This window comes from Nocardioides sp., assembly GCF_014360585.1.
In the GTDB taxonomy this organism is placed as follows: Bacteria; Actinomycetota; Actinomycetes; order Propionibacteriales; family Nocardioidaceae; genus Nocardioides.
Map to the genome: position 1 here is coordinate 13,069 of NZ_JACIXG010000052.1, position 21,838 is coordinate 34,906.

20 protein-coding genes are annotated in these 21,838 nt (G+C 69.4%); 7 read left to right on the forward strand and 13 right to left on the reverse strand.

Annotated elements, in window-relative coordinates; all coding sequences use genetic code 11:
- Positions 1-2: 2 nt before the first annotated feature.
- The 3 genes from H5T77_RS16915 to H5T77_RS16925 all read right to left on the reverse strand — a co-directional run bounded on the left by H5T77_RS16915 (position 3) and on the right by H5T77_RS16925 (position 3,848).
- Positions 3-1,259 carry an anthranilate synthase component I family protein gene (locus tag H5T77_RS16915; protein ID WP_292651166.1) on the reverse strand — a complete coding sequence of 419 codons (1,257 nt, stop codon included), beginning with the start codon at positions 1,257-1,259 and terminating at the stop codon, positions 3-5.
- Positions 1,256-1,828, reverse strand: a complete 573-nt coding sequence (locus H5T77_RS16920; protein WP_292651168.1) for an anthranilate synthase component II — start codon at positions 1,826-1,828, stop codon at positions 1,256-1,258. Before H5T77_RS16920 ends, H5T77_RS16915 begins: the two co-directional genes overlap by 4 nt.
- Positions 1,829-1,907: 79 nt before the next feature.
- A complete protein-coding gene (locus tag H5T77_RS16925) occupies positions 1,908-3,848 on the reverse strand; it encodes an anthranilate synthase family protein (RefSeq protein WP_292651171.1) in 1,941 nt (646 codons plus the stop codon).
- A 94-nt stretch (positions 3,849-3,942) separates the two neighbouring features.
- Between H5T77_RS16925 and H5T77_RS16930 the strand changes: the two genes are divergently transcribed.
- From H5T77_RS16930 to H5T77_RS16940, 3 genes are all read left to right on the forward strand, one after another.
- The gene (locus H5T77_RS16930; RefSeq protein ID WP_292651173.1) at positions 3,943-4,443 is read left to right on the forward strand and encodes a SigE family RNA polymerase sigma factor; all 501 of its coding nucleotides are present in this window, start codon (positions 3,943-3,945) and stop codon (positions 4,441-4,443) included.
- The gene (locus H5T77_RS16935) at positions 4,440-5,057 is read left to right on the forward strand and encodes a hypothetical protein (protein WP_292651175.1); all 618 of its coding nucleotides are present in this window, start codon (positions 4,440-4,442) and stop codon (positions 5,055-5,057) included. The genes H5T77_RS16930 and H5T77_RS16935 overlap by 4 nt, the downstream gene beginning before the upstream one ends.
- A gap of 73 nt (positions 5,058-5,130) precedes the next feature.
- Positions 5,131-5,775 carry a nucleotidyltransferase domain-containing protein gene (locus H5T77_RS16940; RefSeq protein WP_292651177.1) on the forward strand — a complete coding sequence of 215 codons (645 nt, stop codon included), beginning with the start codon at positions 5,131-5,133 and terminating at the stop codon, positions 5,773-5,775.
- Positions 5,776-5,866: 91 nt separating this feature from the next.
- Here the strand turns inward: H5T77_RS16940 and H5T77_RS16945 are convergent, their stop codons facing one another.
- Positions 5,867-8,056, reverse strand: coding sequence for a HelD family protein (locus H5T77_RS16945; protein ID WP_292651178.1), 2,190 nt, complete (start codon positions 8,054-8,056; stop codon positions 5,867-5,869).
- A gap of 116 nt (positions 8,057-8,172) precedes the next feature.
- The gene (locus tag H5T77_RS16950) at positions 8,173-8,940 is read right to left on the reverse strand and encodes an enoyl-CoA hydratase family protein (protein ID WP_292651180.1); all 768 of its coding nucleotides are present in this window, start codon (positions 8,938-8,940) and stop codon (positions 8,173-8,175) included.
- A 30-nt stretch (positions 8,941-8,970) separates the two neighbouring features.
- Here H5T77_RS16950 and H5T77_RS16955 point away from each other — a divergent pair, with 30 nt between their 5' ends.
- Positions 8,971-9,540, forward strand: a complete 570-nt coding sequence (locus H5T77_RS16955) for a protein-L-isoaspartate O-methyltransferase family protein (protein ID WP_292651182.1) — start codon at positions 8,971-8,973, stop codon at positions 9,538-9,540.
- On the opposite strand, the gene H5T77_RS16960 is transcribed toward H5T77_RS16955, so the two are convergent.
- Positions 9,537-10,682, reverse strand: coding sequence for a YihY/virulence factor BrkB family protein (locus tag H5T77_RS16960; protein ID WP_292651183.1), 1,146 nt, complete (start codon positions 10,680-10,682; stop codon positions 9,537-9,539). The two genes, H5T77_RS16955 and H5T77_RS16960, sit on opposite strands and share 4 nt — an antisense overlap.
- A gap of 94 nt (positions 10,683-10,776) precedes the next feature.
- Here H5T77_RS16960 and H5T77_RS16965 point away from each other — a divergent pair, with 94 nt between their 5' ends.
- Both H5T77_RS16965 and H5T77_RS16970 read left to right on the forward strand, forming a co-directional pair.
- Positions 10,777-11,397 carry an RDD family protein gene (locus H5T77_RS16965; RefSeq protein ID WP_292651184.1) on the forward strand — a complete coding sequence of 207 codons (621 nt, stop codon included), beginning with the start codon at positions 10,777-10,779 and terminating at the stop codon, positions 11,395-11,397.
- Positions 11,398-11,452: 55 nt separating this feature from the next.
- The gene (locus H5T77_RS16970; RefSeq protein ID WP_292651185.1) at positions 11,453-12,148 is read left to right on the forward strand and encodes an RDD family protein; all 696 of its coding nucleotides are present in this window, start codon (positions 11,453-11,455) and stop codon (positions 12,146-12,148) included.
- A gap of 78 nt (positions 12,149-12,226) precedes the next feature.
- On the opposite strand, the gene H5T77_RS16975 is transcribed toward H5T77_RS16970, so the two are convergent.
- The 7 genes from H5T77_RS16975 to H5T77_RS17005 form a co-directional block, all read right to left on the reverse strand.
- A complete protein-coding gene (locus tag H5T77_RS16975; RefSeq protein ID WP_292651187.1) occupies positions 12,227-13,402 on the reverse strand; it encodes an acyl-CoA dehydrogenase family protein in 1,176 nt (391 codons plus the stop codon).
- Positions 13,399-15,324, reverse strand: coding sequence for an acetyl/propionyl/methylcrotonyl-CoA carboxylase subunit alpha (locus H5T77_RS16980; protein ID WP_472850350.1), 1,926 nt, complete (start codon positions 15,322-15,324; stop codon positions 13,399-13,401). The genes H5T77_RS16975 and H5T77_RS16980 overlap by 4 nt, the downstream gene beginning before the upstream one ends.
- 138 nt (positions 15,325-15,462) lie before the next feature.
- Positions 15,463-17,034, reverse strand: a complete 1,572-nt coding sequence (locus H5T77_RS16985) for an acyl-CoA carboxylase subunit beta (protein WP_292651188.1) — start codon at positions 17,032-17,034, stop codon at positions 15,463-15,465.
- Positions 17,031-18,182 (reverse strand): acyl-CoA dehydrogenase family protein, encoded by a 1,152-nt coding sequence (locus H5T77_RS16990; RefSeq protein ID WP_292651189.1) that lies wholly within the window; start codon positions 18,180-18,182, stop codon positions 17,031-17,033. The genes H5T77_RS16985 and H5T77_RS16990 overlap by 4 nt, the downstream gene beginning before the upstream one ends.
- Entirely contained in the window at positions 18,179-19,909 is a 1,731-nt protein-coding gene (locus H5T77_RS16995; RefSeq protein WP_292651191.1) for an acyclic terpene utilization AtuA family protein, read from the reverse strand. Before H5T77_RS16995 ends, H5T77_RS16990 begins: the two co-directional genes overlap by 4 nt.
- Positions 19,906-20,700 (reverse strand): TIGR03084 family metal-binding protein, encoded by a 795-nt coding sequence (locus H5T77_RS17000; protein WP_292651192.1) that lies wholly within the window; start codon positions 20,698-20,700, stop codon positions 19,906-19,908. Before H5T77_RS17000 ends, H5T77_RS16995 begins: the two co-directional genes overlap by 4 nt.
- The gene (locus H5T77_RS17005) at positions 20,697-21,296 is read right to left on the reverse strand and encodes a TetR/AcrR family transcriptional regulator (protein WP_292651193.1); all 600 of its coding nucleotides are present in this window, start codon (positions 21,294-21,296) and stop codon (positions 20,697-20,699) included. The genes H5T77_RS17000 and H5T77_RS17005 overlap by 4 nt, the downstream gene beginning before the upstream one ends.
- Positions 21,297-21,409: 113 nt before the next feature.
- Between H5T77_RS17005 and H5T77_RS17010 the strand changes: the two genes are divergently transcribed.
- Positions 21,410-21,766, forward strand: a complete 357-nt coding sequence (locus tag H5T77_RS17010) for a VOC family protein (protein WP_292651194.1) — start codon at positions 21,410-21,412, stop codon at positions 21,764-21,766.
- Positions 21,767-21,838: the final 72 nt, after the last annotated feature.

Consider the following 21,838-nt stretch of genomic DNA (forward strand, 5'->3'; position numbering starts at 1 on the left):
CGTCAGTCCGGAAGGCCGAGCGCGCCGCGTACGCGTTCGGCCTTCCAGCCGGCTTCGGCAGCTTCCTCGTCCGGATCGGATCTGACTGTGATCCCGCCGCCGGTGCCGATCTGCCAGGTGTGGGTGTCGTGGGTCGTCAGCGTGCGGATGATGACGCCCAGGTCGGCCGGTCCGTCGCCGGAGATCCAACCGAAAGCCCCGGCGTACGCCGCTCTCGGCCCGCCCAGCTCTCGCTCGGCGCGCTCGATGACCTCCATCGTGCGCAGCTTGGGCGCGCCGGTCATCGACCCGGCGGGGAAGAGCCTGCGCAGCGCCTCGATCGTGGTGATCTCGTCCCGGAGGCGACCTCTGACCGTGCTGACCAACTGGTGCACGCTCGGGTAGGACTCGACCCGCATCAGGCCGGGCACGTCCACCGTCCCCGGCTCGCAGACCATCGCCAGGTCGTTGCGGAGCAGGTCGGTGATCATCAGGTTCTCGCTGCGGAGCTTGGGATCGGTCCGCAGGTGCTCGGCGTTGGCCGCATCCTCCTGCTCCGTGTCACCCCGCGGCGTCGTCCCCTTGATCGGCCGGGTCTCGATCGCCCGGTCGGCGTCGATCAGCGCGTACCGCTCCGGGCTCGAGCTCAGCAGCCATGCCGCGTGGCCGGCGACGTCGTGCTGGAGGAACCCTGCGTACGGGGCGGGGTTGGTGCTCCTGAGTCGCAGGTAGGTCTCCACCGGGTCGGCCTCGGTGTGGACCGTCGTGCGGTAGGTCAGGTTGGCCTCGTAGGTGTCGCCGGCCCGAAGTGCCTCCTGAACCTGGTCGAAGGCGGCGATGTAGGCGGCACGTCGGGGTAGTCCGGTAGCGAACTGCCTATTACTCGCGGGTATATGGGCAGTTTGCTCCCGGACTACCCCGACATGGTCGAACATCCGAACGCGCGACGGCCTCATCCACACTGCGTCGGGGATGTCTGTCGACGCGGTCGCAGGGAGGTCGGTACGGCAGGCGTAGCCGAGGTAGCCGAACCACTGCTCGCCCGCTCCGATCTCGGCTTCGAGCACTTGCCAGATGTCGTCACCGACCACCTCGGACCGGCCGCTGGCGTGGCGGAGCACCTCGCGGCGCGCGGCCGAGTAGGTCAGCGAGACGTCGTCGTCCTCCAACCAGCCGATCAAGGACCGGCTGCCCGACCACTCCCGCCCACCGCCGCCGTCCAGCCAGACGCAGCGGGGGTGGGCACGGGCCACCTCGGCGAAGAGATCCTCGACGCTCATCGTGGCCCCGGACGGCCCAAGAAGTTCGCGAGCATCGCCGCACCATGCTGGGAGAGCACCGACTCGGGGTGGAACTGCACCCCTTCCAACGGCAGTGACCGGTGACGTACGCCCATCACGACCCCGTCCTCGGAACGGGCTGTCACCTCGAGGACATCGGGCACAGAGACAGCAGCAAGCGAGTGGTAGCGGACCGCTTCGAGCGGCGCGGGGAGGCCCGCGAAGACCCCGAGCCCGTCGTGCGTGACCTGCGCGACCTCGCCGTGCGCCGGCTCGATCCGGTCGACGACGCCGCCGTAGGCGGTCACCAGCCCCTGCATCCCCAGACAGACGCCGAGGACAGGTCGACCGGCCTCCAGGAGCACGTCCCGCCCGACCGCGAAGTCCGCCGGATCGGCAGGGTGGCCGGGACCGGGCGAGAGCACCACATGGGTGTAGCCCCCGAGGTCCCCGAGCTTCACCTCGTCATGTTCGACGACGTCCGGCATCTCACCGGTGACCTGCGCGATCATGTGGACCAGACTCCACACGTAGGAGTCGTGGTGGTCGACCACGACGACATCGCTCATCGGGCCACCTCCGTAGCGCAAGCGCCAGGGTACGGACGTGGCCCGATGAAAGACCCGATGAGCGCTCGCTGACGCTCGCTCATTGCGCTAGCAAGTCGCTGACGACGTCGTGGATGAGGTCATAGCCGCGCTCGGTGAGGACCGACTCCGCATGGAACTGGATGCCGGCGTAGTGCGGCCCGGAGATGGCGTGGATGTCGCCGGTCTCGGGATCGGCATCGACCGACACCCCCGCGGGCAGCTCCGTGGACCCCACCCGCCCGACGAAGGTGTTGTAGAAGCCGACGCGCTCGCGACGGGGCCGCCCACCGAACCCGAGACCGACCCGGGTCTGGGTGCCCTGGAAGACGATGTCCTTGTAGTGCAGCCCGATCCCGAGCTGGTGGCACAGCGCCTGATGGCCGAGGCAGACCGCTAGGAACGGCTGGCCGGCCTCGAGCAGCGACGCCACGGCGGCGCGCAGCTTGGCCATCTTGGGATCAGTTCCGTCACGCGGGTCACCCGGCCCGGGCCCGACGATGACGAGATCAGCACCTTCGAAGGCACCGTCCACATAGTCCTCGTGCCGGACGACCGACGAGGTCATGCCGAGCACGCGAAGGACGTGGCGCAGCATGCGTACGAAGTCGTCCTCGCCGTCGAGGATCACCGCGTGCTTGCCGGCGAGGTGGGCCGAGGGCTCCTCGGCGCCCGGGTCGGTGAGCCAGAACGACGACAGCCGGCGGTTGCGCGCGGCCAGGGTCAGCAGCAGGTCCTCGTCGTTGACCAGCTCGGAGACGTCCTGCGCGAGCGCCGGCGCGGCCGACACCAGCCCGAAGGCCGACAGGATCCCGCCGGCCTTGGCGTGCGTCTCCGCCACCTCATAGACAGGGTCGGAGTCCCGCACCAGCGTCGCCCCGGCGCTCACCTTCAGCTCCCCGGTCAGCGACACATCCGCGGTCCGGATCACGATCGGCGAATCGACCGTCGGCGCACCGGACTCGTCCCGGCCGAGCAGCGCGAGCGCGGCGGCGTAGTAGCCACGGCCCTCCGGCTCGTACTTCTTGATCATCCGGCACGCGTTCTCCACCGGCGACCCGGTGACCGTGGCGGCGTACATCGTGTCGCGCAGGATCTCGCGCGGGTCCCGCGCCGAGCGACCCGCCAGCAGATACTCGGTGTGGATCAGCCGCGACATCGGCTTCAGGAACGGCCCGAGCACCTGGCCGCCCTGGTCACAGATGTCGCACATCATCTTGAGCTCCTCGTCGACCACCATGAAGAGCTCGTAGACCTCCTTCTGATCCTTCAGGAAGTCGGTCAGCTGCCCCTTGAGGTCGTGGGCGATCTTCTCCGGGCTGCCCTCGAGGTCCCGCGGCAGCCGGAACGTGCCGGAGATCGGGTTCATCCGGACGTCGCCGCCGTGGACGCTCACGTGCCGTTCGGGCGAGGCGCCGATGAGGTAGCGGTCGCCGGTGAAGAAGCAGTAGGTCCAGTACGCCCCGCGCTCGCGCTCCAAGAGGCGGCGCAGCACGGTGAGCGCGCGCTCGTGGTTCCAGTCCTCGAGCTGGGCCCGGTAGTGGCGGCCGATCACGAAGTTGGCGCCCTCGCCCTGGCCGATCTCGTCCTCGATGACGGTCTTGACCAGGTCGGCGTAGGTGTCGTCGTCCACGTCGAACCCACCGCGGTCGGTGAACTCCACGGGGACGTCGGGAAGCGCCTCGATCACCTCGGCGACGGAGAACTCCCACTCGCGCTCCACGTCGACGACCACCAGCGGGGTGCCGTCGTCGTGGGCCTCGAAGCCTCGCTCGCTCACCTGCCGGAACGGCACCGCGAGCAGCCGGTCGGCCACCTTCCCCGGCTCCGGGGTGCCCTCTTCGAGAGGTACGTCGAGCAGCGACTCGACCACCGATCTGGTGCCCGCCAGCATCCCGACCGTGTCCCGGTCGCCGGCCCGCGAGGAGCGTCGGATGATCGCCCACGCCTCGTGCCCCGTGATCTCTTCGATCGCGGTCCTGGCAGGGCTGTTGGTCGTCATGGGATGAGCCTAATCCGCGCGCTGACGCCTGACCCATTCGATTCGGATGGTGGGCCCGTGCAACCCGACGATGCCCCGCATCCGTTGACAGTGCGTGAGACGTTCCCACGATGCCGAGTTCGAGGCCTTCGTACGCAGCCACCGCGCGCAGCTCGTCGGCACCGCCCGACTGCTGACCGCCGGCGACGCCCATCTGGCCGAGGACCTGGTCCAGACGACCCTGGTCAAGGTCTACCTGGCCTGGGGGCGCGCTTCCCAGCAGCCCGCTGCGTACGCTCGCCGCACCCTGGTCAACTGCCTGACCGACCACCGCAGGCGCCCGTTCTTCCGGCGGGAGCAGGGCGCGGTCTCGCTGCCCGAGGCCCCCGTCGAGGACCCGGCGATGGTCGATCCCGAGCTGGTCGCGGCGCTGGCCGACCTCCCGCCCCGGCAGCGCGCTGCCGTTGTACTCCGCCATGTCCACGACCTCTCGGTCGAGGAGGTCGCCGACGCACTCACCTGCTCCACCGGAACCGTGAAGTCCCAGACCGCGCGCGGCCTGGACAAGCTCCGGGCGCTGCTCGCCCCCACCCAACTGACAGGAGACTCCCGATGAACGACGTGATCGACCGCCTCGCCCGCCTGACCCCCGACCCGGCCGCCTCGACGGACGATGCCGCCGCCGACCTGCGCCGTGGCCACCAGGCGCTCTCCCGACGCCGGATCAAGCGCGCAGCCCTCGGCGGCGCGGCGCTGACCCTCGCGGTCGGCGGCGCGTTCGGCGGGATCGCGCTGACCGCCGGCAACGAGGGCGCACCGACCGTCCAGGCAGCCGACAGCGTACGGCTCGTCGACTACGACGGCGCCCAGGTGCCCGGCTTCACCGTGGCGAAGGTGCCCGAGGGTTTCGTGCTGCAGGGATCCGACCCGTACGTCCTCGCCGTCGCCCGCCCCGGGGACAAGTCCTCGGTCAGCGACTTCCAGGACAAGATCGTGGTGATGCTCGAGTCGAGCGCGACGGCACCCGCGGACCCGGCCAACACCTCGGTCTCCGGCCAACCGGCATCGCTCGTCACCACCCCTGATGGTGCGACGGTGCTCAAGTACGCCCACGGCGATTTCACCGTCGCCATCCAGATGTGGAGCAGCCTCCACCTCACCGACGAGCAGCTCGTCGAGTTCGCCGAGGGTGTCGAGGTCACCGCCGACGCCCAGCCGTCCGTCGGCTGACTCCCTCCCACCGGCTCGGCGGATTCAGACGGGACAGACACGCCGAGTCGGCTATGACGGCTAGGCTCGGCCGGTGGGCGTCAACGACTTGAGCAACGACGAGTTCGAGCGGCTCTACGGGCCCTCAGCGCCGCACACGCCGGCGGATGTCGCCGCGCTCCTCGAGGACTATCCTGGCTTGTGGTGGATCACCGGTGGCTGGGCGATCGAAGCGTTCACCGGCGTACACCGCGATCATCACGACACCGACCTCAGCATCCTGCGTGAGGATCTGTCCTTGTTGCGGAAGCATCTGGCTGGGCGCTTCGACGTCTGGGCGGCCGGGTCCACGGCGCTGCGTCCGCTACTGCCTGATGATGACGTCGACGACGACCCCGACGTCGCCCTGTGGGAGACCGAGGGCCAACTCTGGGTGAGGCGGGATGCGTCGAGCCCATGGGAGTACGACATCGTGCTCTCGCCCGGATCAGCCCGGCTGTGGGAGTACCGTCGCGATCCGTCGATCCGCATGCCGATGCGCGATGCGCTCTGGGAGCGGGACGGCGTACGTTATCTAGCCCCTGAGATCCAGCTGCTCTACAAGGCCAAGGGCTTGCGCCCAAAGGATCAGGCCGATTTCGACGCCACCGCACCGCTGCTCAACGACCGCGACCGCAGGTGGTTGCGCGGCGCACTCGAGCAGACCTTGCCCGACCACCCCTGGATCGCAGCCCTCTAGGTCGCCCAGCCATCGCCGAGTCGGCGCGTTCTAACGCGCCGACTCGGCGATCGATCTGGTCAGTTTGCGCCGACTCGGCGATGGGGGGGTGTCAGGAGACGGTGGTCAGCAGCTGGGTGGCTCGGGTGAGGACGACGTAGAGGGTGGCGCGGCCGGTGGCCGACTCCCGCTCGATCTCGTCGGGGCTGACCACGACGATGCCGTCGAACTCGAGGCCCTTGGTGTCCAGGCCGGTGAGGACGACGATGCGGTCCTCGCCGGAGGGCACCGAGGTCGGGTCGGCGGCAGAAGCCGCGGCGGAGGGAGCGTCATCTGCGAACTCCGACCACGCCGCCAGCCACGAGTTGACCTCGGCGCGCCGCGCGGCCGGGACCACGATGCCGATGGTGCCGCCGACCTGCGCAGCGATCTCACCGACCGCCTCCCGGGTGGCCTTCTCCAGATCGACCGCATGCTCGATGACCTGCGGCTCGACGCCGGTGGAGCGGACCGCGGTCGGCAGGTCGGCGTCGAGGCCGACCCGCTCGGCGTAGGCGGCTGCGAAGTCGTAGATCTCGGCCGAGTTGCGGTAGTTCGTCGACAGGTGGAACGCGTGGACGGCCTTGCCCTCCAGCGCCTTGGCCCGCTCCGCCTCGGACTCGGCAGGCACCGGCCACGAGGACTGGGCGGGGTCGCCGACGATGGTCCAGGAGGCCGTACGCCCCCGGCGACCGACCATCCGCCACTGCATCGGGGTGAGGTCCTGGGCCTCGTCGATGAGGATGTGGGCGAACGGGTCGTCGTCGATGCGGTAGGTCGGCGGACGCCAGCCGCGGCCGGAGGCGAACTCACGGTCGGAGGCGGTCATCAGCTCGGCGATGTCGATGCCGCCCTGGTCGGCGTCACGCTCGTCGGCGACCTGCTCGGGCACATCGCCGAGGGCGTAGCGGAGCTCGTCGAGCAGCGGGATGTCCTCGATGGCCAGATCTGCGTCGCTCAGCCCACGTCCGGCCCACGACTTGAGGAGGAGCTGCTGCTCGTCGTACGTCAAGATTCCCTCGGAGACGCGGGAGAGGAACTCGGGCTCGCGCAGCCAACCGAGCACCTCACGCGCCTCCAGCGCCGGCCACCAGTCGGCGGCGAACTCGAGGAAGGCGGGGTGGTCGAGCATCTCGTCGTTGAAGGCCTCGCGGCCTCGCTCGCGACCGCGGTCGCCGCGTACCTGACGCCAGAGGAGGTCGAGGAGCAGCTGAGGTACGCGGCGCAGCTGCTGGTTGCGGCGGCCCTGGCTCATCAGCTGACGGCGCAGCTCACCGAGCCGCTTCCCGTCCAGACGCAGCGAGTCGTCGCGGTAGAAGACCTTGAACTCGCGAGGCGATCCAGGCGCCTGCTGACGCGCGGCGCGCCTCAGCACCTCGGCCATCCGCGAGGACCCCTTGACGTCGGCGACCGCAGGGTCGTTGTGCCAGGTCGCGCGTACGCCGTCGACGACCTCGCCCAGCGAACGCAGCGCCACGGCGGTCTCGCCGAGAGAGGGCAGCACGCGCTCGATGTAGCGCATGAACACGCCGCTCGGGCCGATGATGAGCACACCACCGGACTCGTAACGGCGACGCTCGGTGTAGAGCAGGTAGGCGGCCCGGTGAAGAGCCACGACGGTCTTGCCGACGCCCGGACCACCGGAGATCGTGGTCACGCCCTTGCCCGGTGCACGGATGGCCTTGTCCTGCTCGGCCTGGATGGTCGCGACGATGGAGTGCATCGTGCGGTCGCGGGCACGACTGAGCTGGGCCATGAGCGCACCCTCGCCGACGATCGGCAGGTCGGTGCCGGAGCGTTCGAGAGCGTCAGCGTCGAGCAGTTCGTCCTCGACGCCAACCACGTTCTGGCCCTCGGACCGGAGCACGCGGCGCCTGATCACCGACCGCGGTTCGACCGCGGTGGCCTGGTAGAAGACGGCGGCGGCCGGCGCCCGCCAGTCGATCAGCAGCGAGTCGCGGTCGGCGTCGCGCAGACCGATGCGACCCACGTAACGCGGCTTCGGGTCGATCTCCGGGTCGATGTCGAGGCGGCCGAAGACCAGGCCCTCGTGAGCAGCATCGAGCTGCGCGATGCGTCGCGCCGCCTGGTAGGCGAACGCGTCGCGCTCGACCAACCCGCCTTCGTGCCCTAGGCGGCCGCGGTCGCGACCCTCTTGGGCCAGCTCCTGCGCAGCGCGCGCCGACTCCATCAGCTGGAGGTAGACGCGATCTACGAAGTCCTGCTCCTGAGCGATCTCGCGCTCAGCCAGCTTGTCGTTCAACTGGATGTTCCCCCGTCAAAAAGATCCACACCCGCCGTGCGCCCCCCATGGCGCACGGCAAGGAGACAACTCTACCCCCGACGTGGGTTTATGCGGGCACGGGTGCCACCTGTCGACTACCGCTTGCGGGTCAGGAAGGCGGTCATCGCCTCCCGGGCCTCGTCGGACCCGAAGAGGCGGGCGGAGAGGGCGGCCATCTCCTCGCCGCCGGCGTCGATGTGCTCGACCAGGCCGCGGACCATGAGGCGCTTGGTCTCGCGCAGACCCTGCGGGGAGCCCTCGAGCAGCGACGCGGTGATGGCGGCGACCTCGTCGTCGAGGGAGGCGGCGGGGACGGCGGCGGTCAGGATGCCGATGCGGGCGGCCTCGGCGGCGTCGAACTTGTCGCCGGTGAGGAAGTAGCGGGAGGCCGCGCGGGAGTCGATCCGGGGCAGGATCGAGAGGGAGATCGCGGCAGGGGCCAGGCCGAGCCGGACCTCGGTGAGGGCGAAGGAGACGGTGTCGGCGGCGATCGCGATGTCGGCGGCGGCCACGAGGCCGAGGCCACCCGCGCGCACCGGTCCCTGGACCTTGGCCACGACGGGCTTGGTCAGGGCGACGATGGTGCGCTGCAGACGTACGATCCCGCGGGTGCCCTCCTCCATCGGCACCGTCGCGGCCTCGGAGAGGTCGGCGCCGGAGCAGAAGACGGTGCCCGTGGCCTGAAGCACGACCGCCTTGACCGAGGAGTCCTTGTCTGCAGCGTGCAGGGCCTCGAACAGTTCCGTGACCAGCTGGCGAGAGAGCGCGTTCCGGTTGGCCGGCGAGTCGAGGGTGATGGTGGCGACTCCATCGGCGACGTCGAGGTGGACGAGCTCGGCAGGGGTTTCAGGCGACTCAGTCATGGGGAGACCATACGGTGCTTAACTGGTCGTGTGGACCCGGTCCTGGATGCATTCGCAGCCATTCCGCGAGAGGGCTTCCTCCCTCGCGAGATGCGTGGCAGCGCGGGCTTCGACCAGCCGCTTCCCATCGGCCGCGGACAGACCAACTCGCAGCCACGAACGGTGGCCGACATGCTCCGCCTCCTCGAGGTCACGCCGGGCGACGCGGTGCTCGACGTCGGCTCGGGGTCGGGCTGGTCCACGGCACTGCTCGCCCACCTGACCGGCCCCGAGGGGAGCGTCGTCGGGGTCGAGCTGGAGCCCTCTCTGGTCAGGTTCGGCCGCCGGAACCTGGCAGCGACCGACCAGCCGTGGGCCCGCATCGAGCGGGCGAGGCCCGGTGTCTTCGGGTGGCCCGAGCGAGCTGCGTACGATCGCATCCTCGTCTCCGCCGAGGCCGAGGTGCTGCCGCCCGAGCTGGTGGACCAGCTCGCTGCGCCGGGTCGGATGGTGATCCCGGTCGCCGGGCTGATGACGCTGGTGGAGCGGTCCGCGACAGGCGAGGTGCAGCTCAGCGGTCATGGCTGGTATCGCTTCGTGCCGCTGCGGGAGCAGCGCTAAGGGCCCGCGAGCTCGTCCTGCTCGTCCGGCCCATCCTTGTCGGGCCCCGGCACCGACCGCAGGGTGCCCGGCGGAAACGGGGGTGGCGGCTTGCTCGGCGGCAGCGGTTGGCTGAACTCGTCGTGGCGACGGATCCGCCGGGCGGTCTTGCGGAGCCAGGACGGATCCATGACGATCTCGTGGGTGTTGCCGTCGGGGCCGTCGAAGGTGACCGCGACCGTCTCGAAGCCCTTGTGGCGCTGCATCAGGGCATAGCTCGCGTAGGCGCGACGGTCGGCCTCGGTCAGCTCGACGTCGTCGGTGAAGAGGGTGAGCAGCGCACGCGGCCACAGGTGACGGGCGTAGACGACGTTGACCTCGATCGAGATCACCACCATCAGCGCCGCGATGTAGAGGAACGCGACCAGACCGAGGACCAGCGCGAAGGTCTGGTTCATGCCGCTGGTCGGCGCGAGCACGTTCGTGACGAACTCCGCGCCGAAGTACTGCAGCACCTGCCACAGCAGCGCGAACGTGAACGCACCCGGAAGGGCGTGGCCGAGGGAGTGGTCGCGGGTCGTGGCCATCCGGAAGACGACGCACAGCAGGCCGGTGACGATCACGACGGTGCCGAGGATGACCAGCCAGTAGCCGATGTCGACCGCCTTGAAACCGAGGAAGTCGGTGCGACTCAGCACCAGTGACAGCCCAGTGACCGAGAGGATGGCGAGACCGCCTGCGGCGAGCATCAGCAGCGCCCGTACCCGCAGGAAGATCGGGTTGGGGCGGCTGTTGCGCGGCACCGACCAGGCGGTGTTGACAGCGTTCTGCAGCGAGAGTCCCAGACCGAGCGCACCATAGAGGGCAGCCACACCACCGATGATGATCGCGCCGGTCGAGCCGGTCAGCTCCTTGCGCCCGAGCTGGTCGCCGATGATCGGGAACTGCGCCAGCGCGGTGTCGAGCACTGCGTCCTGCAGATCCGGGTTGCCCTCCAGTACGAAGCCGAGGATCGAGGAGGCGAGCAGCAGGATCGGGAAGACCGAGATGAAGGCGAAGTAGGTGATGATCGCGGCGAGGTTGTTGCCCTGGTCCTCGTAGAACTTGTAGATGACGGCCAGGGGAAACGCGACCGGCGTGAACCGACGCTGAGCCCGATCCATCTTTCCCGCCACCCCAGCCACATGGTCAGGCTAACCCCTGCATGACCCGATAGATTGCACTTCGGTCAGTCAGCAGGTCTGCGCCTTCGAGGAGATGAGCCAACAGATGTCCAACTTCGGCCCGCCACCCGGTCCACCCCCGGGCCCGCCGTCGGGGCCGCCGCCAGGCGCACCGCAGGACCCCACCCGTGGACCGAGCGAGCAGCCCCAGGCCCCGCCCTGGGCGCAGCAGTCGTACGTCCCCTCCGGCTCCCCGCTGGCGAGCTGGGGTCGCCGCGTCGCCGGCGCGCTGATCGACATCGCCCTGCTGCTGCCGTTCTATCTGGTCGCCGGTGTGGGAGGTGGGCTGTCACAGGAGTCCGGCATCTTCATCACCGCCTTCGGGCTCCTGGTCACGGTGGTCGGCTGGATCGGGTTCATCGGCTTCGCCGTCTGGAACCACGTCCTCAAGCAGGGGCGCACCGGCTACACCATCGGCAAGGGCGTCGTCGGGATCAAGCTGGTCCGCAAGACCCCTCCCGCCACGGATGGGCAGGGCACAAATGGGCAGGCCACGATCGGCGCGCCGCTCGCAGCGCTCCGGCAGGTGCTCCACGTCCTCGACGGGTTCTGCATGATCGGCTACCTGTGGCCGCTGTGGGACGACAAGCGCCAGACCTTCGCCGACAAGCTCGTCGGCACCCTGGTCGTCGTGGAGCCGCGCTCTCAGGCGTGATCGGGTTCAGGCGTGTGCGCTGACATTTGCGTCCCGTTGTCGCCATACTCGGCCCATGTCTAACTACGGCCCGCCCCCTGGCTCACCCCAGGACCCCTCCGGCCAGCCCGCACCGCCGGTGCCGCCGCCCGCACCGCCCTACGGCCAGCCCAGTGTTCCGCCGCCGCCTCCCGCGCCGGGCTACGGCGCTCCTGCCGCTCCCACCGGCTACGGCGACGCTCCGGGCGGCTACGGCTATGGCGCCCCGACGCCGCCGTACGCCTCTTGGGGTGCACGCGTGGGTGCCTTCGTCATCGACGGTCTCATCGGCGCGGTCGCCATGATCCCGTTCTATGTCGGCTACGGCCTGCTCATCGGCGGGGCCGCTGCGGGCGGTGTCTCGGAGTACGACCCGAACACCGGCATGTACACGCCGGCCGGCGAGCCCAACGGGGCGCTCATGGCCATCGGCGGGATCCTCATGTTCATCGGCTTCCTCGTGTCCCTCGCCTTCCTGTTCTGGAACTACGGCCTGAAGCAGGGCAAGACCGGCTACACGATCGGCAAGGGTGTCCTCGGCATCAAGGTCGTCAAGGAAGCCGACGGCCAGGTCCTCGGCACCTGGTTCTCGATCGGCCGCCAGTTCGTGCACATTCTCGACAGCATGGCCTGCTACATCGGCTACCTGTGGCCGCTGTGGGACGACAAGCGCCAGACCTTCGCCGACAAGATCCTCACCACGATCGTGGTCGTGGAGCCGAAGCAGAAGTGAGCGTTTAGCGAGACCCGAGTCGGCGCAAACGGACCGGAGCGAAACAAGGACCGGATTGCGCCGACTCGGGGCGAGCTGTCAGTAGGACTTCGGGAGCCCCAGGGTGTGCATGGCGATGTAGTTGAGGATCATCTCCCGGCTGACCGGGGCGATCCGGCCCAGACGAGCGGCGACGAGCTGGTTGGCCAGGCCGTACTCCACTGTCAGGCCGTTGCCGCCGTGGGTGTGGACCGCGGCGTCGGTGGCGTTGCAGGCGACCTCGCCGGCGGCGTACTTGGCCATGTTGGCGTACTCCCCGGCCCCCGCGTCGTCGCCGGCGTCGTAGAGCGCGGCGGCCTTCTGCCACAGCAGGCGGGCCTGCTCCAGCTCGATCTTGACCTTCGCGAGCGGGTGCGCGATCCCCTGGTGAGAGCCGATCGGGGCGTCCTTCCAGACCGACCGGGACCCGGCGTACTCGACTGCCTTGGCCAGCGCGTAGCGCGCCATCCCGCAGGAGAGCGCGGCGCCCATGATCCGCTCGGGGTTGAGCCCGGCGAAAAGCTGCCAGATGCCGCCGTCCTCGTCGCCGACGAGGGCATCGGCCGGGAGACGTACGTCGTCGATGAAGAGGGTGAACTGCTTCTCCGGCGCCTCCCAGGCCATCGGGATGACCTGCTTGGTGAAGCCTTCGGATTCGGTCGGGACCACGAACAGGGCCGGCTTGAGCTTGCCGGTCTTGGAATCCTCCGTGCGGGCGACGATGAGGACGGAGTCGGCCTCGTCGACACCCGAGATGAAGGTCTTCTGGCCGTTGAGCACCCAGCTGTCGCCGTCACGCTTCGCCGTGGTGGTGATCTTGTGGGAGTTGGAGCCGGCGTCGGCCTCGGTGATCCCGAAGGCCATCAGCAGCGAGCCGTCGGCGATCGCCGGCAGCCAGCGCTTCTTCTGCTCGTCGGTGCCGCAGCGGCCGATGATGCTGCCGCAGATCGCGGGGCTGACGACCATCATCAGCAGCGGAGCACCGGCGGTCCCGGCCTCCTCGAGGACCGCGGCCAGGTCGCTCATGCCACCGCCACCGCCGCCGTACTCCTCGGCGATGTTGACGCCGAGGAACCCGTTGCGGCCCATCTCGAGCCACATCTCGGTCATCTTGCCGCCCTCACGGGCCTGCTTGGCGACGAAGTCGTGACCGTATTTCCCGGCCAGCTTCGCCACCGCCTCCCGCAGCGCGATCCGCTCCTCGGGCTCGGTGAATGGGTTCGCTGATGCGGTCATGTTGTCTCCTCTACGACGGCCAGCACCTCGCCGGCAGCGACCTGGGTTCCTGCTTTGACGTTGATCTGGGTGAGTACGCCGCTGGTGGGCGCGGTCACGGTGTGCTGCATCTTCATCGCCTCCAGGACCAGCAGCGGCTGGCCCTCGGTGACATCGCTGCCGGCCTCGGCGAGCACGCTGATGACCGACCCCGGCATCGGCGCCAGCAGGCTTCCGGGCTGGGTCTGCGTGGCCGGGTCGATGAACCTCGGACGCCTCCGCAGAGCGGTGTGGCCGAACGCGGAGTCGACGTCGATCCGGTCACCGTCGATCGAGATCTCGTACGCCGTGCGCAGGCCGTCGCGCTCCAGCACAACCCGTTCTTGACCTGCATCGATGACGTCGAAACCGTCGATGCGGTAGCCGTCGCGGGTGCCGTACCACTCCACGACTGTGCTGGTCTCGACCGCGTCGAACTCGGTGCGCTGCGGCTGGCTGGTGACGTTGCGCCAGGCGACCGGGAGCCCCGGGCGACGGGTCTTCTCGGCCAGCGCGACCGTCGCGGCAACAGCGGCACCCGGGTCTTCGACGGGTGAAAGAAAGTTTTCTTTCGCGAGCAGAGAGGTGGTGACCTCGCCGCTGCGGAATGCATCGGACCCGAGGATCCCGATCAGCTGCTCCCGGTTGGTGACGAGCCCATGGATCTTGGCCGTACGCAGCACCGAGATCAGCCGCCGAATCGCCGCGTCCCGCGTCGGCGCGTGCACGATCACCTTCGCCAGCATCGCGTCGTAGAACGTGCTGACCGCCGAGCCCGAGGTGTAGCCCGCATCCACGCGGGCATCACCGGAGAACGCCAGCGTCGTCAACGTCCCCGACTGCGGCTGATAGTCCGCCGCCGGATCCTCGGCATAGAGCCGCACCTCGATAGCCCACCCGTCGGTTGAGCCGCCGGAGCCGCTAGGCGAAGGCCCCGACGAATTCGGCACAGTGAAACCAACACCTTCAGCCACCGCAATCTGCAGCTCCACCAGATCCACCCCGTGAACCAGCTCGGTCACCGGGTGCTCCACCTGGAGCCGCGTGTTCATCTCCAGGAACCAGAACCGCTCCGAGGCAGCGTCGTAGAGGAACTCGACGGTCCCCGCCCCGCGGTAGTCGATCGCCGCGGCAGCGTTCCGGGCCGCCTCGTGCAGCGCCTCACGGACCGAACCAGGCAGCAGCGGCGCCGGGGACTCCTCGACGACCTTCTGGTGGCGTCGCTGCACCGAGCAGTCGCGCTCTCCGAAGACCGCGACGTTCCCGGCACCGTCGCCGACGACCTGGACCTCGACGTGACGGCCGGCCTCGACGTACGGCTCGACGAACACGGTGCCGTCTCCGAAAGCAGAGGCGGCCTCGGCCTCGGCGGTGGCGACCTCGGCGGCCAGAGCGTCGAGGGACCGGACGATCCGCATCCCTCGCCCGCCGCCACCGGCGGAAGCCTTGACCAGCAACGGCAGGTCGGACTCCGTCGGCGAGGCGGGAGCCTCGAGCACGGGTACGCCGGCCGCGGCCATGATCTTCTTGGCCTCGATCTTGGAGCCCATCTTCTCGATGGACTCCGGTGCTGGCCCGATCCAGATCAGCCCGGCCGCCTCGACCGCGCGAGCGAAGTCGGCGTTCTCCGAGAGGAACCCGTAGCCCGGGTGGATCGCGTCGGCACCGGCAACCTTGGCGGCCTCGATGACGAGGTCGCTGCGGAGGTAGGTCTCGGCGGGGGCGTTGCCGGGGAGGCGTACGGCGTGGTCCGCCTCGGCCACGAACGGCAGGCCCGCGTCAGCGTCTGAGTGGACCGCAACGGTCTCGATCCCCAGCTTCCGGGCGGTGCGGAACACGCGCGACGCGATCTCCGCGCGATTGGCTACGAGCAATCTGGAGATCGAGGTTGTCGAGATCATCATGGGCATTCCCTTTCGCTGGTCGAGCCGCCACACCCGCTGGTCGAGCCGCCGGAGCCGCTAGGCGGAGGCGTGTCGAGACCAACACGGTCGTCTGACGCGCTCGAGAGGACTGTGCTGGTCTCGACCGACGGTGGCTGATCACATGCGGAAGACGCCAAAGTTCATCGCCCCCTCGATCTCCTTGGTCGCGATGGCGGAGAGACAGAGACCGAGAACGGTCCGGGTGTCGCGCGGGTCGATGACCCCGTCGTCGTAGCCGAGGCCGGAGAGGAACATCGGCAGCGACTGCTCCTCCACCATCGACTCGACCATCTCCTTGACGCCCTTGAACCCCTCGGCGTCGAAGATCTCGCCCTTCTTCTCCGCCGACTCGCGCGCGACGATCTCCATCACGCCGGCGAGCTGGGCGGGGCCCATCACCGCGGACTTGGCCGAGGGCCACGTGAACAGGAAGCGGGGGTCGTACGCGCGCCCGTTCATGCCGTAGTTGCCGGCACCGTAGGAGGCGCCCATGATCACGGTCAGGTGCGGGACGGTGGAGTTGGAGACCGCGTTGATCATCATCGCGCCGTGCTTGATGATGCCGCCCTGCTCGTACTCCGTGCCGACCATGTAGCCGGTGGTGTTGTGCAGGAACAGCAGCGGGGTGTCCTTCTGGTTGGCGAGCTGGATGAACTGCGCCGCCTTCTGGGCCTCCTCGCTCATCAGTACGCCGCGCGCGTTGGCGAGGATGCCGATCTCGTAGCCGTGCAGCCGGGCCCAGCCGACGCAGAGGCTCGAGCCGTAAAGGGGCTTGAACTCGTCGAACGCTTGGTCGCCGGTGGTCGAGGCCCCGTCCACGATCCGCAGAATTGCTTCCCGCGGGTCGAAAGGCTCCTTCAGATCCGTCGGGATCAGATCGAGCAGGCCATCGGGATCGAGGTCCGGCTCGTGGATCTCCTTGGGAAGCGGACCACGCTTGCGCCAGTTGAGCCTTGCCATGACCCGCCGCGCCTGGCGGATGGCGTCGTGCTCGTCGACGGCGAGGAAGTCGGACGAACCAGAGATGCGCGAGTGCATCTCGGCACCGCCCAGCGACTCGTCGTCGGTGTCCTCGCCGGTGGCCATCTTGACCAGCGGCGGGCCGGCCAGGAAGACCTTCGCGCCCTCCTTGACCATGATCACGTAGTCGCTCATGCCGGGGACGTACGCACCACCGGCCGTGGAGTTGCCGAAGACCACCGAGATGGACGGCTGCTTGCGGGCCGAGGCGCGGGTGAGGTCGCGGAAGCCCTTACCGCCCGGGATGAAGATGTCCTTCTGGGTGGGCAGGTCGGCGCCGCCGGACTCGGTCAGGTTGATCGTCGGGAGACCGTTCTTCTCGGCGATCTCGGCCGCCCGGAAGGAGCGCTTGAGGGAGTAGGGGTTGAGCGCCCCGCCCTTCACCGTCGGGTCGTTGGCGACGATCATGCACTCCACGCCCTCGACCACGCCGATGCCGGTGATGATCGAGCCGCCGACCGGGAAGTCGCTCCCCCAGCCGATCAGCGGCTGGGTCTCCAGGAACGGGCTGCCCTCGTCCAGCAGCAGCTCGATCCGCTCGCGGGCGAGGAGCTTGCCGCGCGCCTTGTGGCGGGCGACGTACTTCTCCCCGCCGCCGGCGGCCGCCTTCGCGTGCTCCGCGTCGAGCGCCTCGATCTTCTCGAGGAGGGCCTCTCTGTTGCCGCTCATCGGGTATAGCCCAACAGCTTGGCGGCCAGGTCCGTCATCACTTCGGTGGCTCCTCCTCCGATCGGCAGGATCCGGGCGTCGCGATAGTGCCGCTCGACCTCGGTCCCGTGCATGTATCCCGCCCCGCCGTGAAGCTGGACGGCTTGGTCGACGACCCAGGAGCAGGCCTCGACCGCGGTCTGCTTGGCCAGCGCCGCCTCGGCGATCGTGGCCTGGGTCGACCCCTCGCGGTCGTAGCGCGCGACCACGGCGTGGGTGTAGGCCTTGGCCACCTCGACCTGCCGGTGCATCTCGACCAGCTTGTGGCGTACGACCTGGCGCTTGATCAGTGGCTCACCGAAGGTCTCGCGCTGGCGGCAGTAGTCAGCGGTGAGTGCCAGGCAGCGGGCGGCGGTGCCGTAGGCCTGTACGGCCAGCGCGATCCGCTCGGTCACGAAGGCCTCGGCGATGTAGACGAACCCGGCGTTCTCGTCGCCGACGAGGTTGGCCGCGGGGACGCGTACGTCCTCGAAGGCGAGCTCTGCGGTGTCGGAGCAGTGCCAGCCCATCTTGGCGAGCTTGCGCGTGACCGTGAACCCACCGGTGGTCGAGCCTGCCGAGACCCCTTTGTCGATCACGAGCAGGCTGATCCCGCCGGCACCCGGGCCACCGGTGCGGACCGCGGTGGTGACGAAGTCGGCGCGGCAGCCGCTGGTGATGAACGTCTTGGCACCGTTGACGACGAACTCGTCGCCGTCGCGGACCGCGGTCGTACGCAGGTGCGAGACGTCGGAGCCACCGTCGGGCTCGGTGATGGCGAGGCTGCCGATCTTCTCGCCGGCCAGGGTCGGCCTCACGTAGGTGTCGATGAGGTGAGGCGAGCCGTGGTGGGCGATGTGCGGCAGCGCGATGCCGTGGGTGAACAGACCCGCGAGCAGGCCCGAGGAGGCGCCCTCCGACATCATCCCCTCGGTCACCGCGACGGTGTCGGCCAGTCCGCCGCCCTCGCCGCCGACGGCCTCCGGGAAGCCGATCCCGAGCAGACCCTGCTTCGCGGCGGCCTTGTGGACCTCTCGCGGGATCTCCTGGTTGTCCTCCCATACCTGCAGGTCAGGGAAGACTTCACGGCGGACGAACTCGGCGCCGAGCTGGAAAAGGTCGTTGCTCACAGGAACTCCTCCGGAATGTCGACAAATCGGCTTCGGGCCCACTCGCCCAAGCCCTTCGCCTGCGGGTCGAACCGCGTCGAGGCGGCCACGCCGTCCCCGAGCAGATCGTGGATGACGATGTTGACGCCGCGCAGGTGCGGCAGCGGCGTGATGTCGATGGCGAGGCCCTCGGCCTCCGGCAGCAGCGCCCGCACCCACCCCGGGGTGACGGTCTCCAGCAGCCACTCGACGGCCGCCTCCGGCCGCCCCTGCGGAACCCAGAGCCCAAGATTGGCATCCCCACCCTTGTCCCCGGAACGGGCATAGACGACCTCCCCCAACGCACGCCGAGACGTCGCCCCCGTCGGCCGAGGCGTCACCCCCGTCGTTCGAGACGTCACGTCTGGTGACGCGTCGGCCGACGTACGTGACTTCTCGGCCGACGCGCGTGACGCCTCGGCATAGGCGAGAGGGGACGGGACCTCGTAGGTCGACCCGTCTGGGAGGTGGACGGTCTCGGTGGCGCGGTCGCGCCGGACGTACGCAGCCTTGTAGATCCCGAACGGAGACGGCCGTCCCGGGGGCGCGGTGACATGGAAGCCCGGGTAGGAGGCGAGCGCCAGCTCGATGGCCGGCGCCGTCAACGCGCGGCCGACGGCGTCGGCGTCGGCGGCCCGGGCGTTGAGCCGCAGGATGCAGGCGGCTCCCTCCTCGGTCGGCGAGTCGGGGGCGGGGATGCGGTAGGTCGACCAGGTGTAGTCCGGGCCGATCGGGAGCTCGGCGTCGAGCTGGTCGCGCAGCCAGGTGGCCTTGGCGTCGATGTCGGGGCCGGTGAGCACGAACTCGGCGGAGTTGCGATAGCCACCGAGCGAGTTGACGGCGACCTTGAGCGTGGCCGGCGGCGGGGTGCCCGTCACGCCCGAGATCGCCACCCGGTCGACCCCCACTTCCGCGAGCCGGATCGAGGTCAGGTCGGTGGTGACGTCGGGACCGAGGTAGAGCGGACCCTGGACCTCGTAGAGCAGCTGGGCGGTGACCGTGTCGATCGTGACCGTGCCGCCGGTCTCGTCCTGCTTGGTGATGATCGAGGAGCCGTCGGCGGCGATCTCGGCGACCGGGAACCCCAGCGGGCGCGCCCTGGCCTGCGGTGACATGGTCAGGAACCCGGAGAAGTTGCCGCCGGTCGCCTGGGTGCCGCACTCGATCACGTGGCCGGCCACCACCGCGCCGGCGAGCTCGTCGTAGGAGTCGCGCTTCCAGCCGTGGTGGGCGATCGCCGGCCCGACGACAACGCTCGCGTCGGTCACCCGGCCGGTCACGACGACGTCGGCGCCGGCCTCGAGGGCGTGCGCGATCCCGAAGGCACCGAGATAGGCGTTGGCGGTCAGGGCGTCCGGATGTGAGTCGAGCCGACCGCGAAGATCGTCGCCGTCGACGTAGGCGACCTTCGCTCCGGTGCCGAGCGCCTCGATCGCCTTGACGAGACCGGCGGGGTTGAGGCCGCCGGCGTTGGAGACGATCTTGACCTCTCGCTGGAGAGCGAGGTCGAGACAGTCCGCGACCTGGCGGAGAAAGGTCTTGGCATAGCCCGTCGTCGGGTCCTTGATGGTGTCCTTGCCGAGGATGAGCATGGTCAGCTCGGCGAGATAGTCGCCGGTGAGCACATCGAGCCGACCGCCCTCGAGCATGTCGCGCATCGCCGAGAACCGGTCCCCGTAGAAACCGGAGCAGTTGCCGATGGTGATCACTGCTTGGGCCTCCCGCCGCCGGCAGGCCCGGCGAACGCCTGAGCGATGCTCAGCCACTTCTCGGCGTCGTCCCCGGTGGTCTCCAGCGCGGTGTCGTCGCGGTGGATGCGCTGGGTGACGAGGCGAGCGAAGTCGTACGCCGGCCCCCGGACGCTCTGCGCCGCATCCTCCGGCCCCCACTCCCAGACCTCGCCGGACGGCGCGGTGAGCGAGACCCGGAAGGGGTCGCTCGGCGGGGTCAGGCCGTGGACGCCGTAGGAGAAGTCCCGGGTGCGGGTGCCGAGGTGGCACACGTGCTTGATGCGGTCGCTGGGCTCGTAGGCCAACCCGAGCGCCTCGCGCACGTCCAGGCCGTGGGCCCAGGTCTCCATGAAGCGCGCGGTCGCCATCGAGGCCGGCGACATCGGCGGGCCGAACCAGGGCAGCTTCTGGCCGTCAGGGACGTTCGCGAGCGCACCGGCGAGCTCGCCGCGTACGCCGTCCCAGTGCTGCAGCAGCTCGGTCGCCGGCATCATGGCCAGCGCCAGCGCGGCCTCGTCGACGTAGCCTTCCGGGTTCTGCAGACCCTCCGTGACCAGCTCGTCCCAGGCCGTGGTGTCACCGGCCGCCCACTCGGTCGCGGCGAGCGCCGCCTCGTCGGTCCAGGCCAGGTGGGCGATCTGCGCGGCGACGTCCCAGCCCTCGGCCGGCGTCGACTCGCGCCAGCCCGCCTCGCTCAGTCCGGCGACGACCTGGCGCAGCTCGAACCCCTCCATGGAGAGATCCTCGAGAAGTTGATCCAGCAGACTCATGAAAGCTCTCTTTCCAGGACCTCGGCCCAGTGGTCGAGGATCCGTTCGCGTCGGGCAGCGTCATCGTTGATCGTGTCAGCCAGCCCGAGGCCACGGACCAGATCGAGCGTGGCCTGCACGAGCTCTCGTACGCCTGGCTTCTTCTCGTCCACGCCGAGCAGCTCGATCGTGGCCCGGTGCAGCTCGCGGCCGATACGCTGCTCGAGCGGTCCGACGGCGGCGGCGAGCTGCTCGTCGGTGCGCGCCGCGACCCACAGCTCGAGGGCCGCGGTGAAGACCGGCGAGGTGACCTGCTCGGCGAGCATGGCGAGCACGTGCCGGGTACGCCGCCCGCCGTCAGGAAGCGCTCGAGCCGCTTCCTTCAGCGCCTCGCCCCGGGCCTCGGTGATGTGTTCGACAGCCGCCACGACCAGGTCGTTCTTAGCTGGAAAGTGGTGCAGCTGGGCACCACGGGAAACGCCGGCCCGCTGGGAGACGAGCGTCGTCGACGTGCCCGCGAAGCCCCGCTCGGCCAGCAGCTCGACGGTGGCGTCCAGAAGCCGCGCCCGCATGGCGCGGGTGCGCTCTTCCTGAGGTACGCGGGTGGCCTGACTCACAGACAGGCACTCTTCCGCGCCAGAAACAAACAGTCAACCCTGACTGTATATTTCTGAGACGGTTCGCGGCAGGCGGAAGCCGAACGTCCGGAACCGCTCCTAACGTCGAAGCCATGGCTATCGCACGCAACCCGAACCTCTGCATCGACTGTCCCGACCCGGTGGCCCTGGCCACCTTCTACGCCGACCTCCTCGGCTGGGAGGTGAAGGTCAACGACTCGGAGTGGGTGGAGGCCCACGGCAAGGACGGCAGCATCGCCTTCCAGGCCGTCGAGAACTACCGGGCCCCCGAGTGGCCTGGCCAGGACGTACCCCAGCAGACCCATCTCGACCTCGACGTCGACGACCTCGATGTCGGCGAGAAGGCAGTCCTGGAGCTGGGCGCCACCAAGCACGAGGTCCAGCCCGGCGAGACCTTCCGCGTCTTCCTCGACCCCGCCGGCCACCCCTTCTGCCTCTGCCAGGCCTGACCCGGCCGAAGCGTCACCCGCGTCGGTCGAGACGTCACATACGCGAATCGAGTTGGCACCAACGTGCCAACT

Excerpts from the sequence above, each read along its gene's own strand:
- H5T77_RS16915 (WP_292651166.1), bottom strand. The coding sequence starts at position 1,259 with ATGAGCGTCGAGGATCTCTTCGCCGAGGTGGCCCGTGCCCACCCCCGC.
- H5T77_RS16920 (WP_292651168.1), bottom strand. The coding sequence starts at position 1,828 with ATGAGCGATGTCGTCGTGGTCGACCACCACGACTCCTACGTGTGGAGT.
- H5T77_RS16925 (WP_292651171.1), bottom strand. The coding sequence starts at position 3,848 with ATGACGACCAACAGCCCTGCCAGGACCGCGATCGAAGAGATCACGGGG.
- H5T77_RS16935 (WP_292651175.1), top strand. The coding sequence starts at position 4,440 with ATGAACGACGTGATCGACCGCCTCGCCCGCCTGACCCCCGACCCGGCC.
- H5T77_RS16950 (WP_292651180.1), bottom strand. The coding sequence starts at position 8,940 with ATGACTGAGTCGCCTGAAACCCCTGCCGAGCTCGTCCACCTCGACGTC.
- H5T77_RS16960 (WP_292651183.1), bottom strand. The coding sequence starts at position 10,682 with ATGGATCGGGCTCAGCGTCGGTTCACGCCGGTCGCGTTTCCCCTGGCC.
- H5T77_RS16965 (WP_292651184.1), top strand. The coding sequence starts at position 10,777 with ATGAGCCAACAGATGTCCAACTTCGGCCCGCCACCCGGTCCACCCCCG.
- H5T77_RS16970 (WP_292651185.1), top strand. The coding sequence starts at position 11,453 with ATGTCTAACTACGGCCCGCCCCCTGGCTCACCCCAGGACCCCTCCGGC.
- H5T77_RS16975 (WP_292651187.1), bottom strand. The coding sequence starts at position 13,402 with ATGACCGCATCAGCGAACCCATTCACCGAGCCCGAGGAGCGGATCGCG.
- H5T77_RS16980 (WP_472850350.1), bottom strand. The coding sequence starts at position 15,324 with ATGATGATCTCGACAACCTCGATCTCCAGATTGCTCGTAGCCAATCGC.
- H5T77_RS16985 (WP_292651188.1), bottom strand. The coding sequence starts at position 17,034 with ATGAGCGGCAACAGAGAGGCCCTCCTCGAGAAGATCGAGGCGCTCGAC.
- H5T77_RS17000 (WP_292651192.1), bottom strand. The coding sequence starts at position 20,700 with ATGAGTCTGCTGGATCAACTTCTCGAGGATCTCTCCATGGAGGGGTTC.
- H5T77_RS17010 (WP_292651194.1), top strand. The coding sequence starts at position 21,410 with ATGGCTATCGCACGCAACCCGAACCTCTGCATCGACTGTCCCGACCCG.